This window comes from Variovorax sp. Varisp41, from assembly GCF_047325085.1.
Classification (GTDB): Bacteria; Pseudomonadota; Gammaproteobacteria; order Burkholderiales; family Burkholderiaceae_C; genus Variovorax.
Map to the genome: position 1 here is coordinate 960,732 of NZ_CP168541.1, position 18,666 is coordinate 979,397.

At 70.4% G+C, this 18,666-nt stretch carries 20 protein-coding genes; 5 read left to right on the forward strand and 15 right to left on the reverse strand.

Going from position 1 to position 18,666, the window contains the following annotated elements; all coding sequences use genetic code 11:
• Positions 1-48: 48 nt before the first annotated feature.
• Positions 49-957 (reverse strand): LysR family transcriptional regulator, encoded by a 909-nt coding sequence (locus tag ACEN9J_RS35660; RefSeq protein ID WP_057589922.1) that lies wholly within the window; start codon positions 955-957, stop codon positions 49-51.
• 242 nt (positions 958-1,199) lie between these two features.
• On the opposite strand from ACEN9J_RS35660, the gene ACEN9J_RS35665 reads away from it, so the two are divergent.
• Positions 1,200-2,414 (forward strand): ATP-binding protein, encoded by a 1,215-nt coding sequence (locus ACEN9J_RS35665; RefSeq protein WP_413764698.1) that lies wholly within the window; start codon positions 1,200-1,202, stop codon positions 2,412-2,414.
• Positions 2,415-2,517: 103 nt separating this feature from the next.
• On the opposite strand, the gene ACEN9J_RS35670 is transcribed toward ACEN9J_RS35665, so the two are convergent.
• From ACEN9J_RS35670 to ACEN9J_RS35680, 3 genes are all read right to left on the reverse strand, one after another.
• Complete coding sequence (locus ACEN9J_RS35670) at positions 2,518-3,612, reverse strand: helix-turn-helix transcriptional regulator (RefSeq protein ID WP_413764699.1); 1,095 nt, start codon at positions 3,610-3,612, stop codon at positions 2,518-2,520.
• A 203-nt stretch (positions 3,613-3,815) separates the two neighbouring features.
• Entirely contained in the window at positions 3,816-5,864 is a 2,049-nt protein-coding gene (locus tag ACEN9J_RS35675) for a carboxypeptidase regulatory-like domain-containing protein (RefSeq protein ID WP_413764700.1), read from the reverse strand.
• 182 nt (positions 5,865-6,046) lie between these two features.
• Positions 6,047-7,522: an HD domain-containing phosphohydrolase gene (locus tag ACEN9J_RS35680; RefSeq protein WP_413764701.1), complete on the reverse strand. Its 1,476-nt coding sequence runs from the start codon at positions 7,520-7,522 to the stop codon at positions 6,047-6,049.
• A gap of 124 nt (positions 7,523-7,646) precedes the next feature.
• Between ACEN9J_RS35680 and ACEN9J_RS35685 the strand changes: the two genes are divergently transcribed.
• Positions 7,647-8,204: a DUF308 domain-containing protein gene (locus ACEN9J_RS35685; RefSeq protein ID WP_082321485.1), complete on the forward strand. Its 558-nt coding sequence runs from the start codon at positions 7,647-7,649 to the stop codon at positions 8,202-8,204.
• A 56-nt stretch (positions 8,205-8,260) separates the two neighbouring features.
• Here ACEN9J_RS35685 and ACEN9J_RS35690 read toward each other — a convergent pair whose 3' ends face one another.
• From ACEN9J_RS35690 to ACEN9J_RS35710, 5 genes are all read right to left on the reverse strand, one after another.
• Positions 8,261-8,587: a helix-turn-helix domain-containing protein gene (locus ACEN9J_RS35690; RefSeq protein ID WP_057589932.1), complete on the reverse strand. Its 327-nt coding sequence runs from the start codon at positions 8,585-8,587 to the stop codon at positions 8,261-8,263.
• The gene (locus ACEN9J_RS35695) at positions 8,584-8,913 is read right to left on the reverse strand and encodes a type II toxin-antitoxin system RelE/ParE family toxin (RefSeq protein WP_409976475.1); all 330 of its coding nucleotides are present in this window, start codon (positions 8,911-8,913) and stop codon (positions 8,584-8,586) included. Before ACEN9J_RS35695 ends, ACEN9J_RS35690 begins: the two co-directional genes overlap by 4 nt.
• 87 nt (positions 8,914-9,000) lie before the next feature.
• Positions 9,001-9,537 (reverse strand): cupin domain-containing protein, encoded by a 537-nt coding sequence (locus tag ACEN9J_RS35700; RefSeq protein WP_413764702.1) that lies wholly within the window; start codon positions 9,535-9,537, stop codon positions 9,001-9,003.
• Positions 9,534-10,277 (reverse strand): NAD-dependent epimerase/dehydratase family protein, encoded by a 744-nt coding sequence (locus tag ACEN9J_RS35705; protein ID WP_413764703.1) that lies wholly within the window; start codon positions 10,275-10,277, stop codon positions 9,534-9,536. The genes ACEN9J_RS35700 and ACEN9J_RS35705 overlap by 4 nt, the downstream gene beginning before the upstream one ends.
• A gap of 120 nt (positions 10,278-10,397) precedes the next feature.
• Positions 10,398-11,801, reverse strand: a complete 1,404-nt coding sequence (locus ACEN9J_RS35710) for a PLP-dependent aminotransferase family protein (protein WP_296740131.1) — start codon at positions 11,799-11,801, stop codon at positions 10,398-10,400.
• A gap of 129 nt (positions 11,802-11,930) precedes the next feature.
• Here ACEN9J_RS35710 and ACEN9J_RS35715 point away from each other — a divergent pair, with 129 nt between their 5' ends.
• The 3 genes from ACEN9J_RS35715 (at position 11,931) to ACEN9J_RS35725 (ending at position 14,233) form a co-directional block, all read left to right on the forward strand.
• The gene (locus ACEN9J_RS35715; protein WP_261206111.1) at positions 11,931-12,557 is read left to right on the forward strand and encodes a flavin reductase family protein; all 627 of its coding nucleotides are present in this window, start codon (positions 11,931-11,933) and stop codon (positions 12,555-12,557) included.
• 99 nt (positions 12,558-12,656) lie between these two features.
• On the forward strand, positions 12,657-13,748 hold the full coding sequence (locus ACEN9J_RS35720; protein ID WP_413764704.1) for an ABC transporter substrate-binding protein: 1,092 nt from the start codon (positions 12,657-12,659) through the stop codon (positions 13,746-13,748).
• A 128-nt stretch (positions 13,749-13,876) separates the two neighbouring features.
• Positions 13,877-14,233, forward strand: a complete 357-nt coding sequence (locus tag ACEN9J_RS35725; RefSeq protein ID WP_413764705.1) for a hypothetical protein — start codon at positions 13,877-13,879, stop codon at positions 14,231-14,233.
• Positions 14,234-14,242: 9 nt separating this feature from the next.
• Here the strand turns inward: ACEN9J_RS35725 and ACEN9J_RS35730 are convergent, their stop codons facing one another.
• The 6 genes from ACEN9J_RS35730 to ACEN9J_RS35755 all read right to left on the reverse strand — a co-directional run bounded on the left by ACEN9J_RS35730 (position 14,243) and on the right by ACEN9J_RS35755 (position 18,614).
• Positions 14,243-14,650, reverse strand: a complete 408-nt coding sequence (locus ACEN9J_RS35730) for a VOC family protein (protein ID WP_057589938.1) — start codon at positions 14,648-14,650, stop codon at positions 14,243-14,245.
• On the reverse strand, positions 14,647-15,159 hold the full coding sequence (locus ACEN9J_RS35735; protein ID WP_261206113.1) for a helix-turn-helix transcriptional regulator: 513 nt from the start codon (positions 15,157-15,159) through the stop codon (positions 14,647-14,649). The genes ACEN9J_RS35730 and ACEN9J_RS35735 overlap by 4 nt, the downstream gene beginning before the upstream one ends.
• Positions 15,156-15,902, reverse strand: a complete 747-nt coding sequence (locus tag ACEN9J_RS35740; RefSeq protein WP_413764706.1) for an SDR family oxidoreductase — start codon at positions 15,900-15,902, stop codon at positions 15,156-15,158. Before ACEN9J_RS35740 ends, ACEN9J_RS35735 begins: the two co-directional genes overlap by 4 nt.
• An 85-nt stretch (positions 15,903-15,987) precedes the next feature.
• The gene (locus ACEN9J_RS35745) at positions 15,988-16,653 is read right to left on the reverse strand and encodes a L,D-transpeptidase (RefSeq protein WP_413764707.1); all 666 of its coding nucleotides are present in this window, start codon (positions 16,651-16,653) and stop codon (positions 15,988-15,990) included.
• 16 nt (positions 16,654-16,669) lie between these two features.
• Positions 16,670-16,960, reverse strand: a complete 291-nt coding sequence (locus ACEN9J_RS35750) for a hypothetical protein (RefSeq protein ID WP_057589942.1) — start codon at positions 16,958-16,960, stop codon at positions 16,670-16,672.
• A 208-nt stretch (positions 16,961-17,168) separates the two neighbouring features.
• Positions 17,169-18,614, reverse strand: coding sequence for an aldehyde dehydrogenase family protein (locus tag ACEN9J_RS35755; protein WP_057589943.1), 1,446 nt, complete (start codon positions 18,612-18,614; stop codon positions 17,169-17,171).
• Positions 18,615-18,666 lie beyond the last annotated feature (52 nt).

The window sequence follows — 18,666 nt, forward strand, 5'->3', positions numbered from 1 at the left end:
ATGGCGGATGCTAGGAGCGGCGATCCGCGGCCGGAAGACAAGCACTCTTCAGCGGTGATAGGCGTTGCCTTTCATCGCCGCTTCATGGCGCAGGCCATCGAGGAAGTTCTGCGCCGCCGGGCTCAGCACGGAGCCGGGCCGCGAGATCACGCTGACGTCGAGCGCCGCGAGGGGATCGCACAGCGGCAGCTTCACCAGGCCGTAGTGCGGAAACTCCTCGCGCGTCATCGTGTCCACGAACACGCCGATCAGGTCGCTCTCGCCCACGAGCTTCAGGCCGATCGCCGTCGAGGTGCAGCGCACCACCCGCGTCGGCGGCGCGATGCGCTTCGGGGCGAACAGCTGGCGTACCAGCGCGGGCGCGCTCTCGTCGTCGTAGGGCAGCAGCCATTCCCAGTCGGCGAAGCCGTCCGTGTTCGCCGCGTCCAGGATCGGATGGCCCTCGCGCGCCACCGCCACCATGGCGGTGCGGTACAGGCGCTTGACCTCCCAGTCGGCCAGCGAGCCCGGCAGCATGTGAGCGACCATGAAGTCCACCGTTCCGTCGAGGATGCGCGGCAGCGTGTGCGGGATCGAGGCCTCGTTGAAGCGGACCTCCACATGCGGGAAGCGCGCGCGGAACGCCGCGAAGGCCTGGGGCAGTATCTCGAAGGCGACGGCCGTGGAGATCGCGATCGAGATCAGGCCCGAGCTGCCGTCGCGGATCTCCTCGATCTCCGCCACCGCGCGCTCCATCTCGCGCTGGATCACGCTGGCCCGGCGCACCAGCGAGCGCCCATACACCGTGAGCTCGACACCGGCCGTGCCGCGCTGCAGCAGCGGCGCGTCGACCGACAGCTCGAGCTCGCGCATCGCCTGGGTCACGGCCGGCTGCGACATGCCGAGCGCGCGCGCCGCGGCCCGGATGCTCCCATGCTCGGCGACGCTGAGGAACGAGCGGAGTTGACTCAGTTTCATGGCGGTCGGGCTCGGTGGATCGGGGGTTTTCAGTTTACGCAGGGTCCCGGGTGTCCCCAGACCCGGCGCTCGTGGCCGGTCGACGGGTCGGGACGCGCAGCCGCCATGTCTTTTGGCATAGGCGCATCCCGTTTCTTGCTCGACAATAGCAACGGACTGGGCCTTTTGCCTGACATACAGGCCCCGTCGATCACCGAACGACAGACCGGATGCGTCCGATCACCCCGAGTCAGGACACCCCCATGGAATCCCAGGAACTGGCCGAGCACATCCGGCGCGACGTCGAGGCCATCGGCCGGATCAGCGCGGTGCCCTCGATGCTGCGGCTGATCTGCGAGCAGACGGGCATGGGCTTCGCCGCCGTCGCGCGCGTCGACGGCGACAGCTGGACCGCCTGCGCGGTGCTCGACCGGATCAACTTCGGCCTCAAGCCCGGCGGCCAACTCGAGCTGCACACGACCCTGTGCGTGGAATCGCGCGCCGCGCGCCAGCCCATCGCCTTCGACCACGCCAGCACGCACCCGGTCTTCCGCACGCACCACACGCCGCGGCTCTACAGCATCGAGAGCTACATCTCGGTGCCGATCGTCAAGGGCGACGGCAGCTACTTCGGCAACCTCTGCGCGATCGACCCGACGCCGCACGGCGTCGACAACGCCCGCACCATCGCGATGTTCCAGGGCTTCGCGGACCTGATCGGCCACACGCTCGAACTCGAGGACCGGCAGAGCGCGACCGAGGTCGCCCTGTTCGATGCCGAGGCGACGGCCGAGCTGCGCGACCAGTTCATCGCCGTGCTCGGCCACGACCTGCGCAATCCGCTGGCCTCGCTCAGCGCCATCGGCGAGCTGCTGGCCCGGCGCGCGGCCGACCCCGACACCACGCGCGCGGGCCTGCGCATCCGCGCCACCACGAAGCGGATGGCCTCGCTGATCGAGGACGTGATGGACTTCGCGCGCGGGCGCATGGGCAACGGCCTCGATGTCGCGCGCGAGCAGATTCCCGACCTGGGCCTCGCGCTCGACGACGTGGTGGCCGAGATGCGCGCCGCGCATCCCGCTCGCGTCATCGCCGCCGACATCGAGGTGACGGACACCGTGCACGGCAGCCGTGGCCGCCTGCAGCAGGTGCTGTCGAACCTGCTGGGCAATGCGGTCTCGCACGGCGCGCCCGATGCCCCCATCGACGTGGCGGCCTGGACGCGCGACGGCTGGTTCGTGCTGAGCGTGAAGAACCAGGGCGAGCCCATTCCGCCCGGCAACCTGCAGAAGATCTTCCAGCCCTACTGGCGGCCCGCCGAGAGCCGCGGCCATGGCGGACTGGGCCTGGGGCTGCACATCTGCTCGCTGATCGTGAAGTCGCACGGCGGCACGCTGCAGGTGACCTCGACGGCGGAGCACGGCACGAGCTTCGTGGCGCGCATTCCGGTGCGGCCGGGGGTTGCGGCGGTCGCCTAGGAATCGCCGCGATCGCCTGCGCCGGGGGAAGGACATGCCCTCGGTCGCAGGTTCAATTGCTCCGCGAGAACAGCACGGGTTGCCACCCATCGCGTGAACCCCGCTAACAGCCGTCACGGACGTTCATCGCGATGCGGACGAGCTCCACCTGCCGCTTGCAGTCGAGCTTTCCCATCATCATGGCGATCTGTTTGCGCACCGTGTGGATCGAAAGACCCCGGTGCGTCGCGTAGTCGGCGGCCTTCATGCCGCTGGCCAGTGCGTGAAGCACGGCGGCCTCGGCACCGGTCACTCCCAGCGCACCGGCGAGCGCCTCGGGGCTCGCGAGCATCGGCACCCCTTCTTGGCGCATCCGGACGAAAAGCAGCGGCTCGGCGGCCAGGCGCAGGATCGGATTGGCCTTCGTCACATCGATGCAGAGCAGCCCCGCACCCAGCGCGATGGGAAAAGCCATGGTGCGGACGACACCGTCGGCGCATGCCGCGGCCAGGCCACCCTCCAACCGTGCCTGCAGGCGCGCATCCGCGGCGGCAAGATGCCCTTTGCGCTGCAGTAGGCCCCTGCGCTCGTCGAGCAACGCTCGTGCCCTGGGCGACGCATGCACCAGCAGGCCATTGCGGTGCACGAGGCAGCTGGCCTCGTCCAGCGCGTCGAAGGCCACGTCGCTGACGCTCAGCCAGGAGGAGGCGCGCGCCCTGCGCAACGCCATCGCGTCCTGCAAGGCCCTGGAATATCCGCATATCCTCGCTCCTCGAAGTCTTTCGCCCAGCGCGTCGGATGCGACCGCCCGCTGGAAACCCAGGCTCACGCGCCGTCCCGGTCCGTTCTCGACCATGTAGGAATACAGCTGCCGCATCCGGTGCCTCGACATGAAGTCGACGTAGTAGGCGTTGCGCTGCCGGAGCGGCTCGGGAATCAGTTGCTGCGTGTCGAGCCAGGTCCCGGGGTCACGAACGACGCCGGGCTTGGTCATGACGTCTTCGGTGTGAAAGTGCTCCGCATAGTCGCGCATCGCGCCGAGGTCCGCGCCGAAGTTCTGCATGTCGACGACGCGGTCTCCCTCGAAGACGATCATCACCGCCGCATCGCTCTCCACCAGCGTGTTCGCGGTCGCCAGGACGTCGCGCCAGGATGCCCTGGCATCGGGGATGGATCGAACGGCCTCCAGTGCGCGCATCAGGTCGACATCTTGTCGCATCAGACTTCTCCTCCGCCGGGTGATGATGCGCCCGGGAGAGCGGCTCGTCCATCCGTGCGCCGGAAACTGCCGAGTCTCATGGCCTGGACCGCGAGGCGGGAGGGACTCTTTCTTGCGCGAAGTGTTGGGCATTCCCCGGGCAGCCGCATCACTCGAATTGAGTATGCGTGCGCTCCGCCCGGCAATGCCCTGCCGCCACGTGGCTACTGGAGCTTGTACAGCGCGATCGCCGAACTGAACGCCACCTGCTTCTGGTTCGTCGCCTGCAGCAGGAAGGAGTTGATGGTCGAGTTCTTCGCGTACATCGTGGGGTCGGTGGTGTCGCAGTGCCTGTCGGCGGAGGTCTGCCGCGAGCAGTACACGACGGCCCTGCGGGCGCTGCTCGGAAACGTGGCGGAGTCGTTGAAACCCGCGCCGTTCGCACCCGGGGTGGTGCTGCCGAAAGGCGCATTGCCGAAAACGCTCAGCTGGGTCGGCGCGGGCGCGCCGGCGGGTACCGACCAGCCGTCCTTGTCCCCGGGCGGCGAACTGAAATTGACCCAGATCGGGTTGGCGACGAGCAGGTAGCCGCTGGCCGCCGACCCCGTTGCCAGGAAGTCCCGCAGTCCGCCCGACAGCTGCGCCAGCGGCTGTTGCCGCAACTCGGCCATCGTGAGTGCGCGCGAAAGCGTTCGCGCGGTCTGCACGACGTTCGGCTTCGTCGTGTCGGCATGATGGAACTCCACGGTCCAGATGCCCTGGTCGGCGATCGCGCGGATTTGTGCGTCATCGAGCTGCGGCTGCGCATAGGTGAGCGATGTCTCCTTGGTCGAGGGATTGCCGGGCGTCTCCGTGCTCCGATACTCGCCGCGCAGCCTGTAGACGGAACTTCCGGTGATGGCGCCGTTCGCCCGCGCGAACCGCAGCGTCGAATAGCCCGCGCCCGGCAGGAAGGTCAGCGGCGTGCCCCACGGCGTCGTGATCACGGCCTTGGCGAAGACGGGGTTGCCGGCGCCGTCGGTCAGGTTCGGGATCGTGACGTCGTACCCGGTGCCGTAGTTGCTGAACGCCGGGGTGTTCAGGAACTCGCGAAGCTGGGCGTAGGGCTGTACCGTGGCCCGGTACGCATTGCCGTTGCCGACCAGCTTGAGCGTGTTGCCGACCCGGCGCGCACCGAGCAGGTCGAAGGCGGTGTTGCCTTGAGGGTCCGTCGTGCGATAGCTGAGCACCATGTCTCCGTTGGGGCGAAAGAATTCCACGCTGCCCCGTTCCCAGCGAAGTCCCCTCGCGCTCGCGCGAAACAGGCTGGCATAGGCCCCGGCGTTCGCGGACGAACGACCCACGTTCGCGCCATTGCTGTAGAAGGTGGAGGGATCGTCGTCGAGAAAGAGTTGCCGGCATGCGGGCGCCGCGACCGCCGACGGCCCGCCGACGGCGTCCGTGTCGTCATCGGTTGCGGTGCTGACGCGCTGCGTCAGCGGCAAAGCGTAGCAATCGGTGAATCGCCGCAGCAGCTCCGCCACGAGCGCGGGCGGCGGCGCATCCGCGACCTCCACGCCTGCGTCGATCGGCGGGATGCTGCTGTCGCCGCTGCGGAACCGGACAGAGACAGGCGTCCCATCGGCCGTCTTCACCGTGATCTCGATGTTGGCCGCCTCGCCGTCGGGCCGGACACTCACGCTCAGAACATCGAGCAGCCTGTCCTGTCCGGTGCCGTCGGCCACCAGTGCGTCGAGCAACGGGTGGCCGAGCGCCAAGCCCAGGCTGTCCAGCACCGGCTGCAAGGCCGTCTTCAGTGCCGCCACCTGCTGCGAGATGCTGTCGGCCGTGAGGATCTCGGGACGGCTCGACAGCACGCCCGCGAGTTGGGCCGGGTTGCCCGCGGGAGACAGGCGGGCGACCACGATGTTCGTGAGTGGCGTGACATTCGCGATGCCCGAACTCCGGACCGCCGCGCCGTAGAGCACCTGGTCGTCGCGCAGTGCGCGAATCACCAGCGGTGCCTGGGTCGCCGCCGGCAGCGGGCAGGTGTAGGCGCCGCCGGTGTCGGTCTGCGTGGTGCAGACCGTGGTTCCCCCGGCATCGGTGACCGTGATCTCCGCGCCCGCGAAAGGGGCGCCTGTTGCCGCCACGCCGCTCAGCGTCGTTCCGGTGGAAGGGTTCGGCGCTGGCGCCGGAGGCGCCACCGTCGATCCGCCCACGGGCCAGAAGAAGCCTCCGCTCCCTCCTCCTCCACCGCCGCCGCAACCGGCGACGGCCAGCAACGCGGCCATCGCGAGAGACGACCGCGGACCTGCATTCCTCATCGATCTTTTCATGTACGTTTCCTCCGCAAGGTTGGCTCGGCCCAGGATGACCCTGGCACCCGCGAAGGCAGTGTTGCGCAGACCATGCGCGACGGCATCACCAACTCTGAGTAAGGCTGGCCCGGAATTTCCGATGATCGCGACCGACGCTAGATCAGCCCCCGCGTCGCCGCCTTCAAGGTCGCAGCCGCGCGCGTCGTGCACCCGAGCTTCTGGAACACGCGCTCCACGTGCGTGCGCACCGTGCTGGGACTGATGCCCAGCGCGCGCGCCACCTCCTTGGTGTTGTCGCCCCGGCTGATGCAGCGCAGCACCTCGAGCTCGCGCTGGGACAGCGATGCATCGTCCTGCGCCGGCGCCGCGGGCTTCGGCGGCACCGCGCCCGGCAGCGTGCTGGCGCACAGCGCCTCGACCACGGCCGCGTCGAAGCGGCCGGCCGCGGCGTCCTCCTGCATGCGCTCGGCCGCCTGTTCCCGCGTCAGCGCTTCGCGCCACGGACGGCGCGTGCAGTGCGACCACCACTGTTCGGCCGCTGCGACGACCTGTCCTTCCAGCGGCATGGCCGCACCCGAACGGCCACGGAAATGGCCCGAGCCATCGCGCCGCTCGAAGGCGAAGGACGCGATCTCCGCTTCGGCCGCGAGGCCATCGATCTGCCCGGCGGCGCGCGAGGTCCAGTACGGCACGAGCCGCACGCGCTCCAGCGCCGAGGCCTGCAGCGGCCCGGGCGCGTTCCAGATCGCATTGGGCACCGAGGCGCGTCCGATGCCATGGATCAGCCCCGCCTTGTAGGCACGGCCGCAGCCGGCCTCGTCCAGCCCCATGCGCGCGCCGCAGTCGCGCGCCAGGCTGGCCACGCGGCGCGAGTAGCCGGTCATCCACGGCAGCTTGAGGTCGATCACGTCGCCGACCAGTTCCAGTCCCATGGGCCGGCGCATCGAGTCCGGCTGTTCCGCTGCCTCTGCCCATGGCGCGGCGGGTGCATCGAGCGCCTGCATCCAGGCCGCGAGATCGGCCGCGCTGGCGTCGAGCAGCGCGGCCGGGTAGAGACTGTCCGCGCGGCCGCGCACCAGCGCGAGCGCCTGCTCGACGCCGTACAGGCGGCCGAAGATCTCGAGGTCGCTGGCCAGCGCCACCACATAGGTCGAGAACGGAACCGCCTCGCCGCGCAGCAGGCCCGGCACGCCGCTGCCGTCGTAGGCCTCGAACACGGCGCGCAGCGTGGCTTCGGTGTCGTGGCTCAGCCCCAGCGTGTGGGCGATGTCGCCCGCGATCTCGCAGTGGATCTCGGCCATGGCGAGCACCGCACCGGGCACCGGCGCACTGTCGTGGGGCTGGCGCATGCGCGGTGCCGACGATGCGAGCAGGGCCCGGCGACCTTCGACGTCGTCGTCGAGGAAATCGGCGAACTCCTGCGCATTGGCCGTGCAGCCCGACCAGCGCAACAGCGCGGCATGGCGCGCCGCCTCGATCTGCGGCGCGGTGCAGCCGGCCCGCGCCGCGATCTTGCCCGCGAGCCAGGCCGTGCGCAACGAATGGTCGATCGGCTGGCCCATGCTCAGGTCGCCGATGAAGGCCAGCGCGCGGACGGCGTCGAAAACAGGAATGGTCGTGCCATGGGACATGGCCCATTTTGCGCGTGTCGGTCATTCGACCGATACCGGCCGCCGGGGTGGCTCGGAAGAATCGTGGCATCCACCGCTCGACGGGCGGCTCCCTTTCACTCGCGGCTTCCACCGCCTCTTTCTCATGACCGACATCCTGCAAAACCCATCCCCGCGCGCCGCCTGGCTGCGCAAGCTCTATTTCACCCGCGCCGCCTTTTCCTTCGCCTGGGTCGCGCTGGCCTTCACCGCCGCGAAGCAGTCGCCCGCGCTGGCCACGGTGCTGCTGATCGTCTACCCCGCCTGGGACGCCTTCGCCAACCTGTGGGACGCCCGCATGAGCGGCGGCGCGCAGGCCAATCCCACGCAGATGCTCAACCTCTGGATGAGCACCCTGGTCGCGCTCGCGGTCGCGGCCTCGCTCGTGGCCGGCTGGCAGGTCGTGCTGCTGATCTTCGGCATCTGGGCCATCGTCTCGGGCCTGCTGCAACTGGCCACGGCCATCCGCCGCCGCAAGGCCGAACGCGGCCAGTGGGTGATGATGCTCAGCGGCGCGCAGTCCGCGCTGGCCGGCGGACTCTTCATCTCGCGGCAGGGCACCGATGCGCCGATTCCGCAGACGCTGGCGGGGTATGCGGCGGTGGGGGCGGTGTATTTCCTGATCTCGGGGGTGGTGATTCTGGTGCGGGAGCGCAAGCGCTGAAACGTCGGTGCGCCGCCACTTTGCGCACCCGGCAACGGGTCCGACGACTCCCCACGCTATGCAGCCTCGGCCGCCTTGCGACGGCGAGCTTGCGCCAGGCCCTTCGGTCTGGACAGCTTCACCACCGGCGCCATGCCGGCGGTGGCGGCCATGTCCATCAGGGTGTCCAGGGAGAACAGGTTGATCCTTCCCCGAACCAGGTCGGAGATGCGCGGCTGCGTCACGCCGAACAACTGCGCCGCCTCGGTTTGCGTCATGCCCTGTTGCCGAATGACTTCGGCCAGGCTCATCATCAGGTCGGCACGCGCGCGCATGCTGGCCGCCTCCTGGGGCGTGCCTGCAATGGCGTCGAAGACGCTGTCGAAGCGGCGGGCTCCGGTCATGATGCGAGGTCCTTCACTAGGTCTTTCAAACGCTTCCTGGTCAGTTCGATGTCGCGCTTCGCAGTTTGCTGAGTCTTCTTCTGGAAGCAGTGAAGCACATAGACGGCGTCGACCAGCCGGGCTACGTACATCACGCGGAAGATTCCCGCCTCTTCCCGGATCCTCAACTCCACCACGCCGGCGCCAATGCTGGGCACCGCCTTGGCGTCGACCGGCGCCAGGCCGTTCTGCACGAGGTGCAACTGGTAGCCGGCCTCGCTCCGAGCAAGCTCGGGAAAGCTGCGTAGATCGTTCAAGGAAGTGCCTCGGAATTCGATGGGCTTCATACCCATTTTATACAAAATCTTGTATTGAAACCTACAGCGCAGTCCTGCACACTCCCGCGAAAAATCTTCTCTCCTGAAGCTGGTCGCTCAAGGCGGCAACACCAACGGCCCGCAATCCGAATCCGCAATGAAGGTCGCGATCAGCGACGCCGGCTTCACCGGATCGGGGTTCTCCGCGAACAGGTGCAGCGCGCGCGGCGGCTCGAACCAGGCCTGGCCGGCCTGGTAGTCGACCGCGGGGCCGCCCGCCATCTGCGAGCGCACCGTGCCGCTGACCACCACGGCCTGCACCGAGCCCGGGTGCCGGTGCGCGGGCGTGTAGGCCAGCGGCGGAAACTCGACCATGGCGGTGGTGATGGACTTGCCCGGCACGTTCGGCAGCGGCTCGCACGACAGCGGCCGCACGGTCGTCTGCGGCCGCGCCGCGCTGCCCTCGGGCGCGGGCGCCGAAGCGAACATCGGGCGCGTCACGCTGCTGCAGAGGTCGTCGAGCCATGCGACGGTGGACTGCCTGTCCGCATGCGGCACCAGCGCCCATGCGGCCGCGCCGAGGGCGAGCCCCGCGAGCGACAGCGCGACCGCATGCCGCGGCGCGCGCGGCGATAGGCGGGCCGCGATGCTCACGATCGTGCCTCCGCGCCCAGGCGCATCGACGGGGTCCAGCCGAGCAAGCGTCGCGCCTTGCCGCTGTCGACCTCGGGGTTGTCCTCGGCGATGTTGAAGACGCCACCGGCCGAATGGCGCCAGGCCAGCAGCGCGGCCCAGGCGGCCGCTTCGACATGCACGGGGCTCGCGCCCTTGGGCTCGTCGGCGCCGGTGCCCGGGCCGTAGAGCTGGCCGTAGCGCAGCACGGTGCCGGCGATGCCCGGCGCCTGGAGCACGGCCTGCTCGAGCGCCACGACGCCGCCCACGCTGATGCGGCGCGCGCCTTCGGCCTCGGTGTCGAGCGGCTGCGCTTCCGCGTAAGGCTTGGGGCCCGGCGCATAGGCCCAGGCGATGCTCTGGGCCACCATGCGCACCGCTCCCGCGGCGCGCGCGGCCTCGACCAGGTTGCGCGTGCCCTCGGTGCGCACGCGGGCGTTGCGCGCCGTGGCCTCGGCCATGCGCGCGGGATCGAGGCCGCGCGGCAAGTCGGTGAGCTGGTGGATCACGCCGTGCGGCGCGATGCGCACCAGCGCGGCCTTCAGCGCTTGCGCATCGAACACGTCGACCAGCACCGGCTTCACGCCCCGGGCCTCGAGCGCCGCGGCGCGCTCGGGCTGGCGGGTGCTGCCGTGCACTTCGTAGCCGGCCTCGCGCAGCAGCGGGATCAGGGCCGAGCCGATGGCGCCGGTGGCGCCGGCCAGGAAAATTCTTTCGCTCATGGCGTTCTTTCTCGGAGACGGATGCTTTGGAGCCTCCAGCTTAGGCAGCCGATGGCCCGGCGCACAGTGCCAAGAATCGGTGGATCGGATGGACCATCGCGGCCCATCGCGATGGCGTGCTCAGCCCTGCCGCACCAGCGCCAGCAACCGCGCGCAGGTTTCCGCCGCGATCTCCACGCGCAGATCCGCCACGCCGAGCAGCAGCCCGGTGTTCTCGGGCCCGGGCTGCGCGTACCACGGCGACAGCGGCACCGGCGTGAGGCCGTGCGCCGCGAGCGATTGCGCCAGCGCCAGGTCCGACACGCCCGGCGCGAGGCGCAGCAGCACGGTCAGGCCCGCGGCGATGTACGTCGCCGATGCGGCATCGAGGCAGGCGACCAGTGCCGCGCGCCGCTGCGCATAGACCTGCCGGGTGCGGCGCAGGTGGCGCAGGAAATGGCCGTCGCGCAGGAAGGCCGCCACCGCCAGTTGCACCAGCGGCGCGGGCGCCGGCGGCAGCACCGCCGCATGGCGCGCGAAGCGCTCGACCTGGTCCGCCGGCACGACCAGGAAACCGAGCCGCAGCATCGGGCTGATGGTCTTGCTGAAGGTGCCCACGTGCAGCACGCGCGCGCCCTCGCCGGCGGCCACGAGCGAGGGCGCGGCGCGGGCGCCGAGCTGCAGCTCACCGAGGTAGTCGTCCTCGACCACCCAGGCCCGCGCGCGCTCGGCCCACGCGAGGATCGCCTGCCGCCGCCGCGCCGACAGCGCGACACCGAGCGGTGCCTGCTGCCCCGCGGTGACGACGGCCAGCGCCGCATCGGGCGCGCGTGCCATGCCCTCGTCGACCACCAGGCCTTCGGCATCGACCGGCACCGGCACCGGTTCCACGCCGAGCGCATGCAGGCAGCGGCGCGTGGTGGGATAGCCGGGGTCCTCGGTCCAGGCCGCGGTGCCGCGCAGCCCCAGCGCCTGCACCGCGAGCGAGAGTGAGCCCGCGTAGCCGGTGGTGACGAAGACCTGTGCTGCCGTGCACGGCAGCCCGCGCGCGAGCGAGAGGTAGGCCGCGATCTCGCTGCGCAGCGCGAGTTCGCCGCGCGGGTCGGGATTGATCTGCCGCGCATGCGAGGTGGCGCGCACCGCACCGGTCATGATCCGCGCCCAGACCTTGGCGGGGAACAGGTCCTGCGCCGGGTTCGCCATCTGGAAGATGCCCGAGCGGCCGGGGAAGCTCGGGATGGTGCCGACGGGCGCGGATGGGACCGCCACTGCCTCGCGCGGGCGCGACGACGGCGGCAGGTGCTCGGCGACGAAGGTGCCGGCCGCGCCCAGCGAGACGATCAGCTGCGCATCGAGCAACCGCTCGTAGGCCGCGCTCACCGTGCCGCGCGCCACGCCGAGCTGCGAGGCCAGGTCGCGCCACGACGGCAGGCGCGCCCTCGGCGCAAGCCGGCCCTCGCGGATGGCCGCGCGCAGGCCCGCGGCGATCTGTTCGCTGACCGGCTCGCGTGCCGCGCGGTCGATTCGTAGCTGGAGCTTCGACATGGGCGGATGTTAAGCAGGTGGCCCGTGGAATCGACCCGGGCACCGCCCGCTCGAGGCCAGGCAGCCGCGGAAGCGGCAGGTTTTTTGCATACAGTGCATGCAATCCCTTGAATCTCTTCCCACCCATCCATGGAAATCGACTTCCAGACCCTCGACCCCTACGCCCGCTACAAGCTGATGGCGAGCCTGATCGTGCCGCGGCCGATCGCGCTGGTCACGACCCTCGAGCCCGAGGGCACGGTCAATGCCGCGCCCTTCAGCATGTTCAACATGGTGGGCGAAGACCCGCCGCTGGTCTTCGTGAGCATCAACCGCATGCATGACGGGCGCGTCAAGGACACCGCCGCCAACATCCTGCGCACCGGCGAGTTCGTCGTGCACCTGACCGACGAGGCGATGGCCGAGCAGATGCATGCCTGCGGCGATGCGCTGCCGCGCGGCAGCAGCGAGCTCGCGCACGCCGGATTGCATGCGGTCCCGTCGAACACGGTGGCGCCGCCGCGCATCGCCGAGGCGCCCGTGGCCTTCGAATGCGTGCTGCACGAGAAGATGGAAACCGAGAGCCGCTACGTGTTCTTCGGCCGCGTGCAGTGGCTCGCGGTGCGCGACGGGCTCGTGGACGCCGAACGCTGGCGCGTGCAGCTGCAGGACTACCGGCCCGTGGGACGCTTCGGCGCGAGCTTCTACGTGGGCACGCAGCAGCGCTTCGCGCTCGGCGCGGCGGCGTCGGCGGGCAACGGCATCGACCAGCTCTGACTCACGGCGACGAGTACCAATGTCATAAATCCTCCCTAGCATGGCCGCATGAGCCTGCATCGCCCCAGCCGCCGCCAAGTCCTTCGTGGTGCGACGGCCATGGCCTTTGCTTCGTCCCTCGGATCCAGCTTCGCCCAGGGCGCGCGTCCCGCCGAACAGCCGGCGGTCAAGGTCACGCAGCTCATGGACGTCTCGCCGAGCCAGCAGGCGCTGTCGCGCGACTATGCGACGGGCTTTCGCCTCGCCTTCGCGGAGCTCAAGGCCACGACGGGGCTCAACGTGCAGCTCAAGGCGTTGGAGGTGGGCGAATCGGATGCTGAAGTGCAGGCCGCGCTGAAGGCCGTCGGCGAGGACAGCGCGCAGGCGGCCCTGGTGGGCACCGTCGGCGAACGCCTTGCGCTCGCGAGCCTGGCGCATGCCGAGAGCAGCCGCCTCGAGATCGCGCATGTCGCGCCCTGGCTCGCCGACTCGCGCTTCGATGCGAACCCCAACCTGTTCGCGCTGTTCGCGTCGCGGGAAGACCAGATCCGCCACGTGCTCAAGAACCTCGCGACCATGGGCGTAGCGAAGATCGGCATCGTGTACTCGAGCGCCGGGCACGCCAGGGCGCTGCAGCCGGGCATGGCGCAGATCGCCGAACGCCTCAAGCTCGAGGCACAGGTGCTGACGGCGCCCCAGGGGCGCGACCTCGAATTCTTCGGCGGCCAGTTGCCCGCCAGCACGCCGTACTTCCTGCTGTTCACGGGCGATGCCATCGAGCTGGCACTGTTCACGCGCGGCCTCGCCCGACGGGGCGTGCAGCGCACCGTGGTATGCCTGTCCGATGTCGACACCAACACCTTCCTGCAGCTGAGCCCCGGCAAGGGCGTACCCATCATCTTCACGCGCGTGGTGCCGGACCCGGGCGCGAGCAAGGTCGCGATCGTGCGCAGCTACCGCAACGCGTTGCAGCGCTACTTCGACGAGGAGCCTTCGCCGACCAGCTTTGCCGGCTACCTCGGCGGCCGCTATGCGGGCGCCGTCATCGCTGGCGCGGGCACCGAGCCCGGGCGTGCGAAGCTGCTGGCCCAATTCAAGCGCCGCGCCGCGGTGGAGCTCGATGGCTGGCGCTTCGACTACGCCGGCGGTTCGCGCGCCAGCAACCAGGTCAGCCAGATCCTGCTGAACAGCAGCGGCAACTTCGTGGGCTGAAGACCGCGCGCCACGCAGGCACGCGAGGGCCGCCGATCATGACGCTAAGATGCGCGCGCGGCACGGCGACGCCGGGCCGCATGCCCGTCGGCCTCGCGCCGACACGATCGAAATGGGAGAGAAAAAATATGAAATTGCTGCTGTCCACCGGCGTTCTTGCCGCCTTGCTGTCGCACGGCCACGCCTTCTCGGAATCGCTCGCGCAGTCCGCGAGCGACCCGTTCCTCGAAGCCGCCGCGCCGCCGGCCGCTGCGTCGTCCTACATCAAGAGAAGCTGGGTCGGGGCCAAGCCTCTGATGGCGTCGGACCCGAACCAGGGGATCTATCCCTCGGCCCGCTGGGAGACGCGCACGCGCAGCTTCCTGACCACGGATGGCCTGCCGCCACCCGCCCAGGCCGTGGATGGCCGCGCACTCGCGGTGGCCTTCGCCCTCAACGCCGTGCTCGATGCGACGGGTGCCAAGGACTATTTCGTCAAGCGTTGAGTCACGTTCTCAGCCCGCGCGCTGAATCATCTTCCACCCGTTGCCCGACGGGTCCCTGAAGCCGGCATCCACGGTGCCGTAGCGCTCGACCGGCTCCTGCGTGAACTCCACGCCCTGGGCGCGCAGCCGTTCGTAGCTCGCGCGGCAGTCGTCGACGCTCAGCACCAGCGGCGGCATCGCGCCCTTGGCCACGATCGCCTGCAGCGCCTGCGCCGTGGCCGCATCGTGCACCGGCGGGCCGGGCTTGAACAGGCCGAGCTGGAACGCCGGCTGCTCGGGATGCTGCACGGTCAACCAGCGGTAGTCGCCGTTGCCGACATCGGTGTGGACGCGAAAGCCGAGCTTGCCCGCATAGAAGGCGAGGGCCTCCTCCTGATCGCGCACATACAGACCGACCGTTTCAATACCTTGGCTCATGGAATCTCCTGTGGTTCGGCCTCGTTTGTACCGGCCGCGGCCTGGCGGCGCTTCTCCGAAACTGCTGTTTCGAGATGGGGCCGCTGCGAGGCGCTGACGATGCAGGCGGGCACCGGCCCGAAGGCCCGTGCCCCGCCCTTGCCGCGCGCGCGCACCTCGCCCGGGCTGCCGCCCGTGATGTCGCGGAAGGTGCGCCCGAAGGTGCCGAGGCTGGACCAGCCGGTGGCGAAGGCGATGTCGGTGATCGAGAGTTCGGTCTCGCGCAACAGCGCGCTCGCGCGTTCGATGCGGCGCGTGAGCAGGTAGCGGTGCGGCGGCGTGCCGAAGGCCTGCTTGAACGAGCGCGCGAAGTGGGCCTCGGAAACGCCGCTGACCTGCGCCAGTCGCTCGACCGGCCATTCCTCGTGCGAGGCGGCGTCCATGCGGTCCCTGGCGCGCAGCAGGCGGCGCAGCAGCGCGGGGTCCTGCGCGAGCGAGGCCGCGTCGACCGGCTCCCGGCGCCTCGTCACAGGCCGCCCGCCACCTTGAGCACGCTGCCGGTGACGTAGGACGACTTGTCCGACAGCAGCCAGACGATCGCCTCGGCGATCTCGCGCGCCTCGGCCGCGCGGCGCATCGGGATGCGCGCCGCCACGCGCTGCGGCCGCCCGGGTTCGCCGGCCGCGGCATGGATCTCGGTGAGCGCGGTGCCGGGCGAGACCGCGTTGACGCGGATGCCCTGTTCGGCCAGTTCCTTCGCGAGGCCGACCGTGAAGGCCTCGAGCGCCGCCTTGGAAGCCGCGTAGTGCACGTACTCGCCGGGCGCGCCCAGCGTGGCCGCGATCGACGAGACGTTGACCACCGCGCCGGTGCGTCCCTCGGCACGCCATTGCGCGACGACGGCCTGCGTGAGGTACATGGGCCCGAGCACGTTGACGTCCATCACCTGGCGCAGAGTGGCGTGCGAGACGTCGGCGAAGCTGCCGAGCGGCCCGGTGATGCCGGCGTTGTTGACCAGCGCGGCCAGCGGCGCGAACGCGGGCGGCAGGGCCTGCAGCACGCGCGCCGCGCTGGCGGGATCGGCCGCGTCGGCCTGGATCGCGAAGGCGCGGTGGCCGGCCTGTTCGATCTCGCGCACCAGCGCGGCCGCCGCGTCGTGCCGGCGCTCGTAGGTGAAGCACACGTCGTGGCCGACCGCGGCGAGCAGCTTCGCCGCCTCGGCGCCAATGCCTCGGCCGCCACCCGTGATCAACACGGTTCCCGCACTCGCCATGGGTCGTCTCCTTCGATGGGCGTGCCGCCATGCCGGGCACGCCGGCATTGTGTCGCAGGAGACCGGCGAAGCTCGTCGCGCGGAGCTACAGTGCCGGCCGCGCGGCCGACGGCGCGCGCGCATCGCGTGCCGGATTCATGAAGTCGAAATGCGCGGCGATCGGGGAGGACTCGGGCACCACGTAGACCACGCCCCGGCGCTGCCCCAGCGCGGGCTTCACGTAGGCGTCGTAGAAGGCCGCGGGCACGTTGATGCAGCCGTAGGAGATGCGGTTGTCGGCGATGGTGGGCGAGGCGAGCCGCTCGAGCCGGCGGTCCGCCTTGTTGGTGGTGCGCACGCGGTGCATGGAGATCGCGGCGTCGTAGTCGACCCAGACGATGTCCTCGCCGCCCGTGTTGCGCCCCGGCTCGGAAGCGAAGCGCCCGGCCGGCGTGGTGCGTTCGTGCGGGCGGATCTTGGCCATGGGGCGCTCGCCGATGCCCGGCACCGAATCGTCGCCGCGCGCGAGGCCCAGCAGCACCGGCGACGCGCCGAGCAGCGTGCCCTTCGCGTCGAAGACGAAGACGCTCGCGGCCTTCTTGTCGACCACCGCGAAGGCGCCGCCCGCGTTGTCGCGCGCCGCGACCGCGGCCTGGGCGATGCGCTGGGCATCGGCCGTCAGCGGGGCCGCGGGCGGGGCGGCAAGCGCCGCCGCGCTCGCGAGCAGTAGCGCTGCCGCTGCCGCCCGCGAGCAGGAAATGCCTGTCTTCATCACTGAAGCCGCGGCCTCAGTTGCGGTCGGCGCGCGCCGGACGCATCGGCTGGGCGGCGGCCATGTTGCTGCTGCCCGAGTCCTGCGACATCGCGGTGCCGCGTGCCGGAGCCGGAGCCGGGGTGGCGGCCATGGTGTTGTTCTGCGGCGTGGTGCCGGTCGTGCCCATCGGGCCGCCCGCGGGATTCTGCTGGCCGGCGGCGGTGGCGGGATTCGGCGGTGCGGTGGTGGGCGGGTTGCCCTGCGCGAAGGCGGCGCCGGCGGCGGTGAAGGCGAGGGCTGCGATCAGATGGGACGTGCGATTCATGACGATGCTCCTTGAGGGATCCGGCGAGGCCGGAAGGTTGGGGATCCGCCGGACCGTTTGCCCGACTGGTTTCAACTTAGGGCCCACGAAAAATCGCCAGGTCAGTTCGCGGCCCGGCCTCCTGTAGGAGCGCGACACCCGAAAACGACACGGGCCGGGCGTGCGCGACGCCCGGCCCGTGCCGGCAAATGCCATTCGGTGGCGCTGGCTACTGCGGCTTCTTCTTCAGGCTGATGACCTGCGGCTGCGTGACCGCCTTGAGCCCGTCGATGCCGAACTCCAGGCCCCAGCCCGAACCCTTGACGCCGCCGAAGGGCACCATCGGATGGATCGCGCCGTGCTGGTTGATCCACACGGTGCCGGCCTCGATGCGCGACGCAACGGCGCGCGCCTGCTCGATGTCGGTGCCCCAGACCGAGGCGCCCAGGCCCACGTCGACGCGGTTGGCCTGCGCGATCGCGTCGTCGATGTCGCGGTAGCGGATCACGGGCAGCACCGGGCCGAACTGCTCCTCGTCGACCAGGCTCGCGCCGTCCGCGATGTCGGTGACCAGCGTGAGCGGATAGAAGTTGCCGGCGCCCGCGCGCGGCTCGCCGCCGCAGACGATGGTCGCGCCGCCAGCGCGCGCCTCGTCGACCAAGCGGCGCACCTTGTCGAACTGCATGCGGTTCTGGATCGGTCCCATCGCGATGCCGGGCTGCGCGCCGTCGCCCATCGGCATCGCCTCGGCGATCGCCTTGAGCTCGGCCACCACCGCGTCGTGCAGCGCATCGGGCACGTACAGCCGCTTGGCGCAGGCGCAGGTCTGGCCCATGTTGAGGAAGGCGCCCCAGAACAGGTCCATGGCGATGGCCTTCGGATCGGCGTCGGGCAGCACGATGGCCGCGTCGTTGCCGCCGAGCTCGATCGTGGTGGGCGTGAGGTTGCGCGCCGCGGCGGCGGCGATCTTCGCGCCGGTGGCGCTCGAGCCGGTGAACATGATCTTGTCGACGTCGGGGTTCTCGACCAGCCAGCCGCCGACCTCGCCGGTGCCGCTCACGGTGTTGAGCACGCCGGGCGGCAGCACCTCGGCGATCAGCCGCACCATCTCGAGCGTGCCGATGCTGGTGTATTCCGAGGGCTTGATGACCACCGTGTTGCCCGCGCGCAGCGAGGGCACGATCTGCCAGATGGCGATCAGCAGCGGCCAGTTCCACGGCGCGATCGCCGCGATCACGCCGAAGGGCTTGCGGTGCATCTCATCGCGGCGCGTGGCGTCCTCGAACACCACGTCCACCGGCATCTCGAGGCTGGCCGGCACCTGGGTCCAGGCCTCGCAGCCGAACAGCTCGAAGCGCGCGCCCGGCACCTCGGTGGGGCCGACGCCGCCCAGCGGCTTGCCCTGCTCGCGCGTGACCCAGCCGGCCAGGTACTCGGCATTGCCGTGCAGCACCTCGGCCACCTTCATCAGCAGCGCGCGGCGCTCGGCGTCGGGGCGCGCGGCCCAGGCCGGCTGCGCCTTGCGCGCCGCGCGCACGGCCTGCTCGACCTGCTCGGCCGTGGAATGCGGCACGAGGCCGATGGCTTCGCCGGTGGCGGGGTTCTTCGATTCGAAGCTGCGCTCCGACGTGACCGGACGGTTGTCGACGGTATTGGGGTAGGTTTGAAGGCTCATGGGGCGCAGTCTGCGAGCCCGCCGCCTTCATGGCATCGCGAACATTCGCGAC

Excerpts from the sequence above, each read along its gene's own strand:
- ACEN9J_RS35660 (WP_057589922.1), bottom strand. The coding sequence starts at position 957 with ATGAAACTGAGTCAACTCCGCTCGTTCCTCAGCGTCGCCGAGCATGGG.
- ACEN9J_RS35665 (WP_413764698.1), top strand. The coding sequence starts at position 1,200 with ATGGAATCCCAGGAACTGGCCGAGCACATCCGGCGCGACGTCGAGGCC.
- ACEN9J_RS35670 (WP_413764699.1), bottom strand. The coding sequence starts at position 3,612 with ATGCGACAAGATGTCGACCTGATGCGCGCACTGGAGGCCGTTCGATCC.
- ACEN9J_RS35675 (WP_413764700.1), bottom strand. The coding sequence starts at position 5,864 with ATGGCCGCGTTGCTGGCCGTCGCCGGTTGCGGCGGCGGTGGAGGAGGA.
- ACEN9J_RS35680 (WP_413764701.1), bottom strand. The coding sequence starts at position 7,522 with ATGTCCCATGGCACGACCATTCCTGTTTTCGACGCCGTCCGCGCGCTG.
- ACEN9J_RS35685 (WP_082321485.1), top strand. The coding sequence starts at position 7,647 with ATGACCGACATCCTGCAAAACCCATCCCCGCGCGCCGCCTGGCTGCGC.
- ACEN9J_RS35690 (WP_057589932.1), bottom strand. The coding sequence starts at position 8,587 with ATGACCGGAGCCCGCCGCTTCGACAGCGTCTTCGACGCCATTGCAGGC.
- ACEN9J_RS35695 (WP_409976475.1), bottom strand. The coding sequence starts at position 8,913 with ATGAAGCCCATCGAATTCCGAGGCACTTCCTTGAACGATCTACGCAGC.
- ACEN9J_RS35705 (WP_413764703.1), bottom strand. The coding sequence starts at position 10,277 with ATGAGCGAAAGAATTTTCCTGGCCGGCGCCACCGGCGCCATCGGCTCG.
- ACEN9J_RS35710 (WP_296740131.1), bottom strand. The coding sequence starts at position 11,801 with ATGTCGAAGCTCCAGCTACGAATCGACCGCGCGGCACGCGAGCCGGTC.
- ACEN9J_RS35715 (WP_261206111.1), top strand. The coding sequence starts at position 11,931 with ATGGAAATCGACTTCCAGACCCTCGACCCCTACGCCCGCTACAAGCTG.
- ACEN9J_RS35720 (WP_413764704.1), top strand. The coding sequence starts at position 12,657 with ATGGCCTTTGCTTCGTCCCTCGGATCCAGCTTCGCCCAGGGCGCGCGT.
- ACEN9J_RS35725 (WP_413764705.1), top strand. The coding sequence starts at position 13,877 with ATGAAATTGCTGCTGTCCACCGGCGTTCTTGCCGCCTTGCTGTCGCAC.
- ACEN9J_RS35730 (WP_057589938.1), bottom strand. The coding sequence starts at position 14,650 with ATGAGCCAAGGTATTGAAACGGTCGGTCTGTATGTGCGCGATCAGGAG.
- ACEN9J_RS35740 (WP_413764706.1), bottom strand. The coding sequence starts at position 15,902 with ATGGCGAGTGCGGGAACCGTGTTGATCACGGGTGGCGGCCGAGGCATT.
- ACEN9J_RS35745 (WP_413764707.1), bottom strand. The coding sequence starts at position 16,653 with ATGAAGACAGGCATTTCCTGCTCGCGGGCGGCAGCGGCAGCGCTACTG.
- ACEN9J_RS35750 (WP_057589942.1), bottom strand. The coding sequence starts at position 16,960 with ATGAATCGCACGTCCCATCTGATCGCAGCCCTCGCCTTCACCGCCGCC.
- ACEN9J_RS35755 (WP_057589943.1), bottom strand. The coding sequence starts at position 18,614 with ATGAGCCTTCAAACCTACCCCAATACCGTCGACAACCGTCCGGTCACG.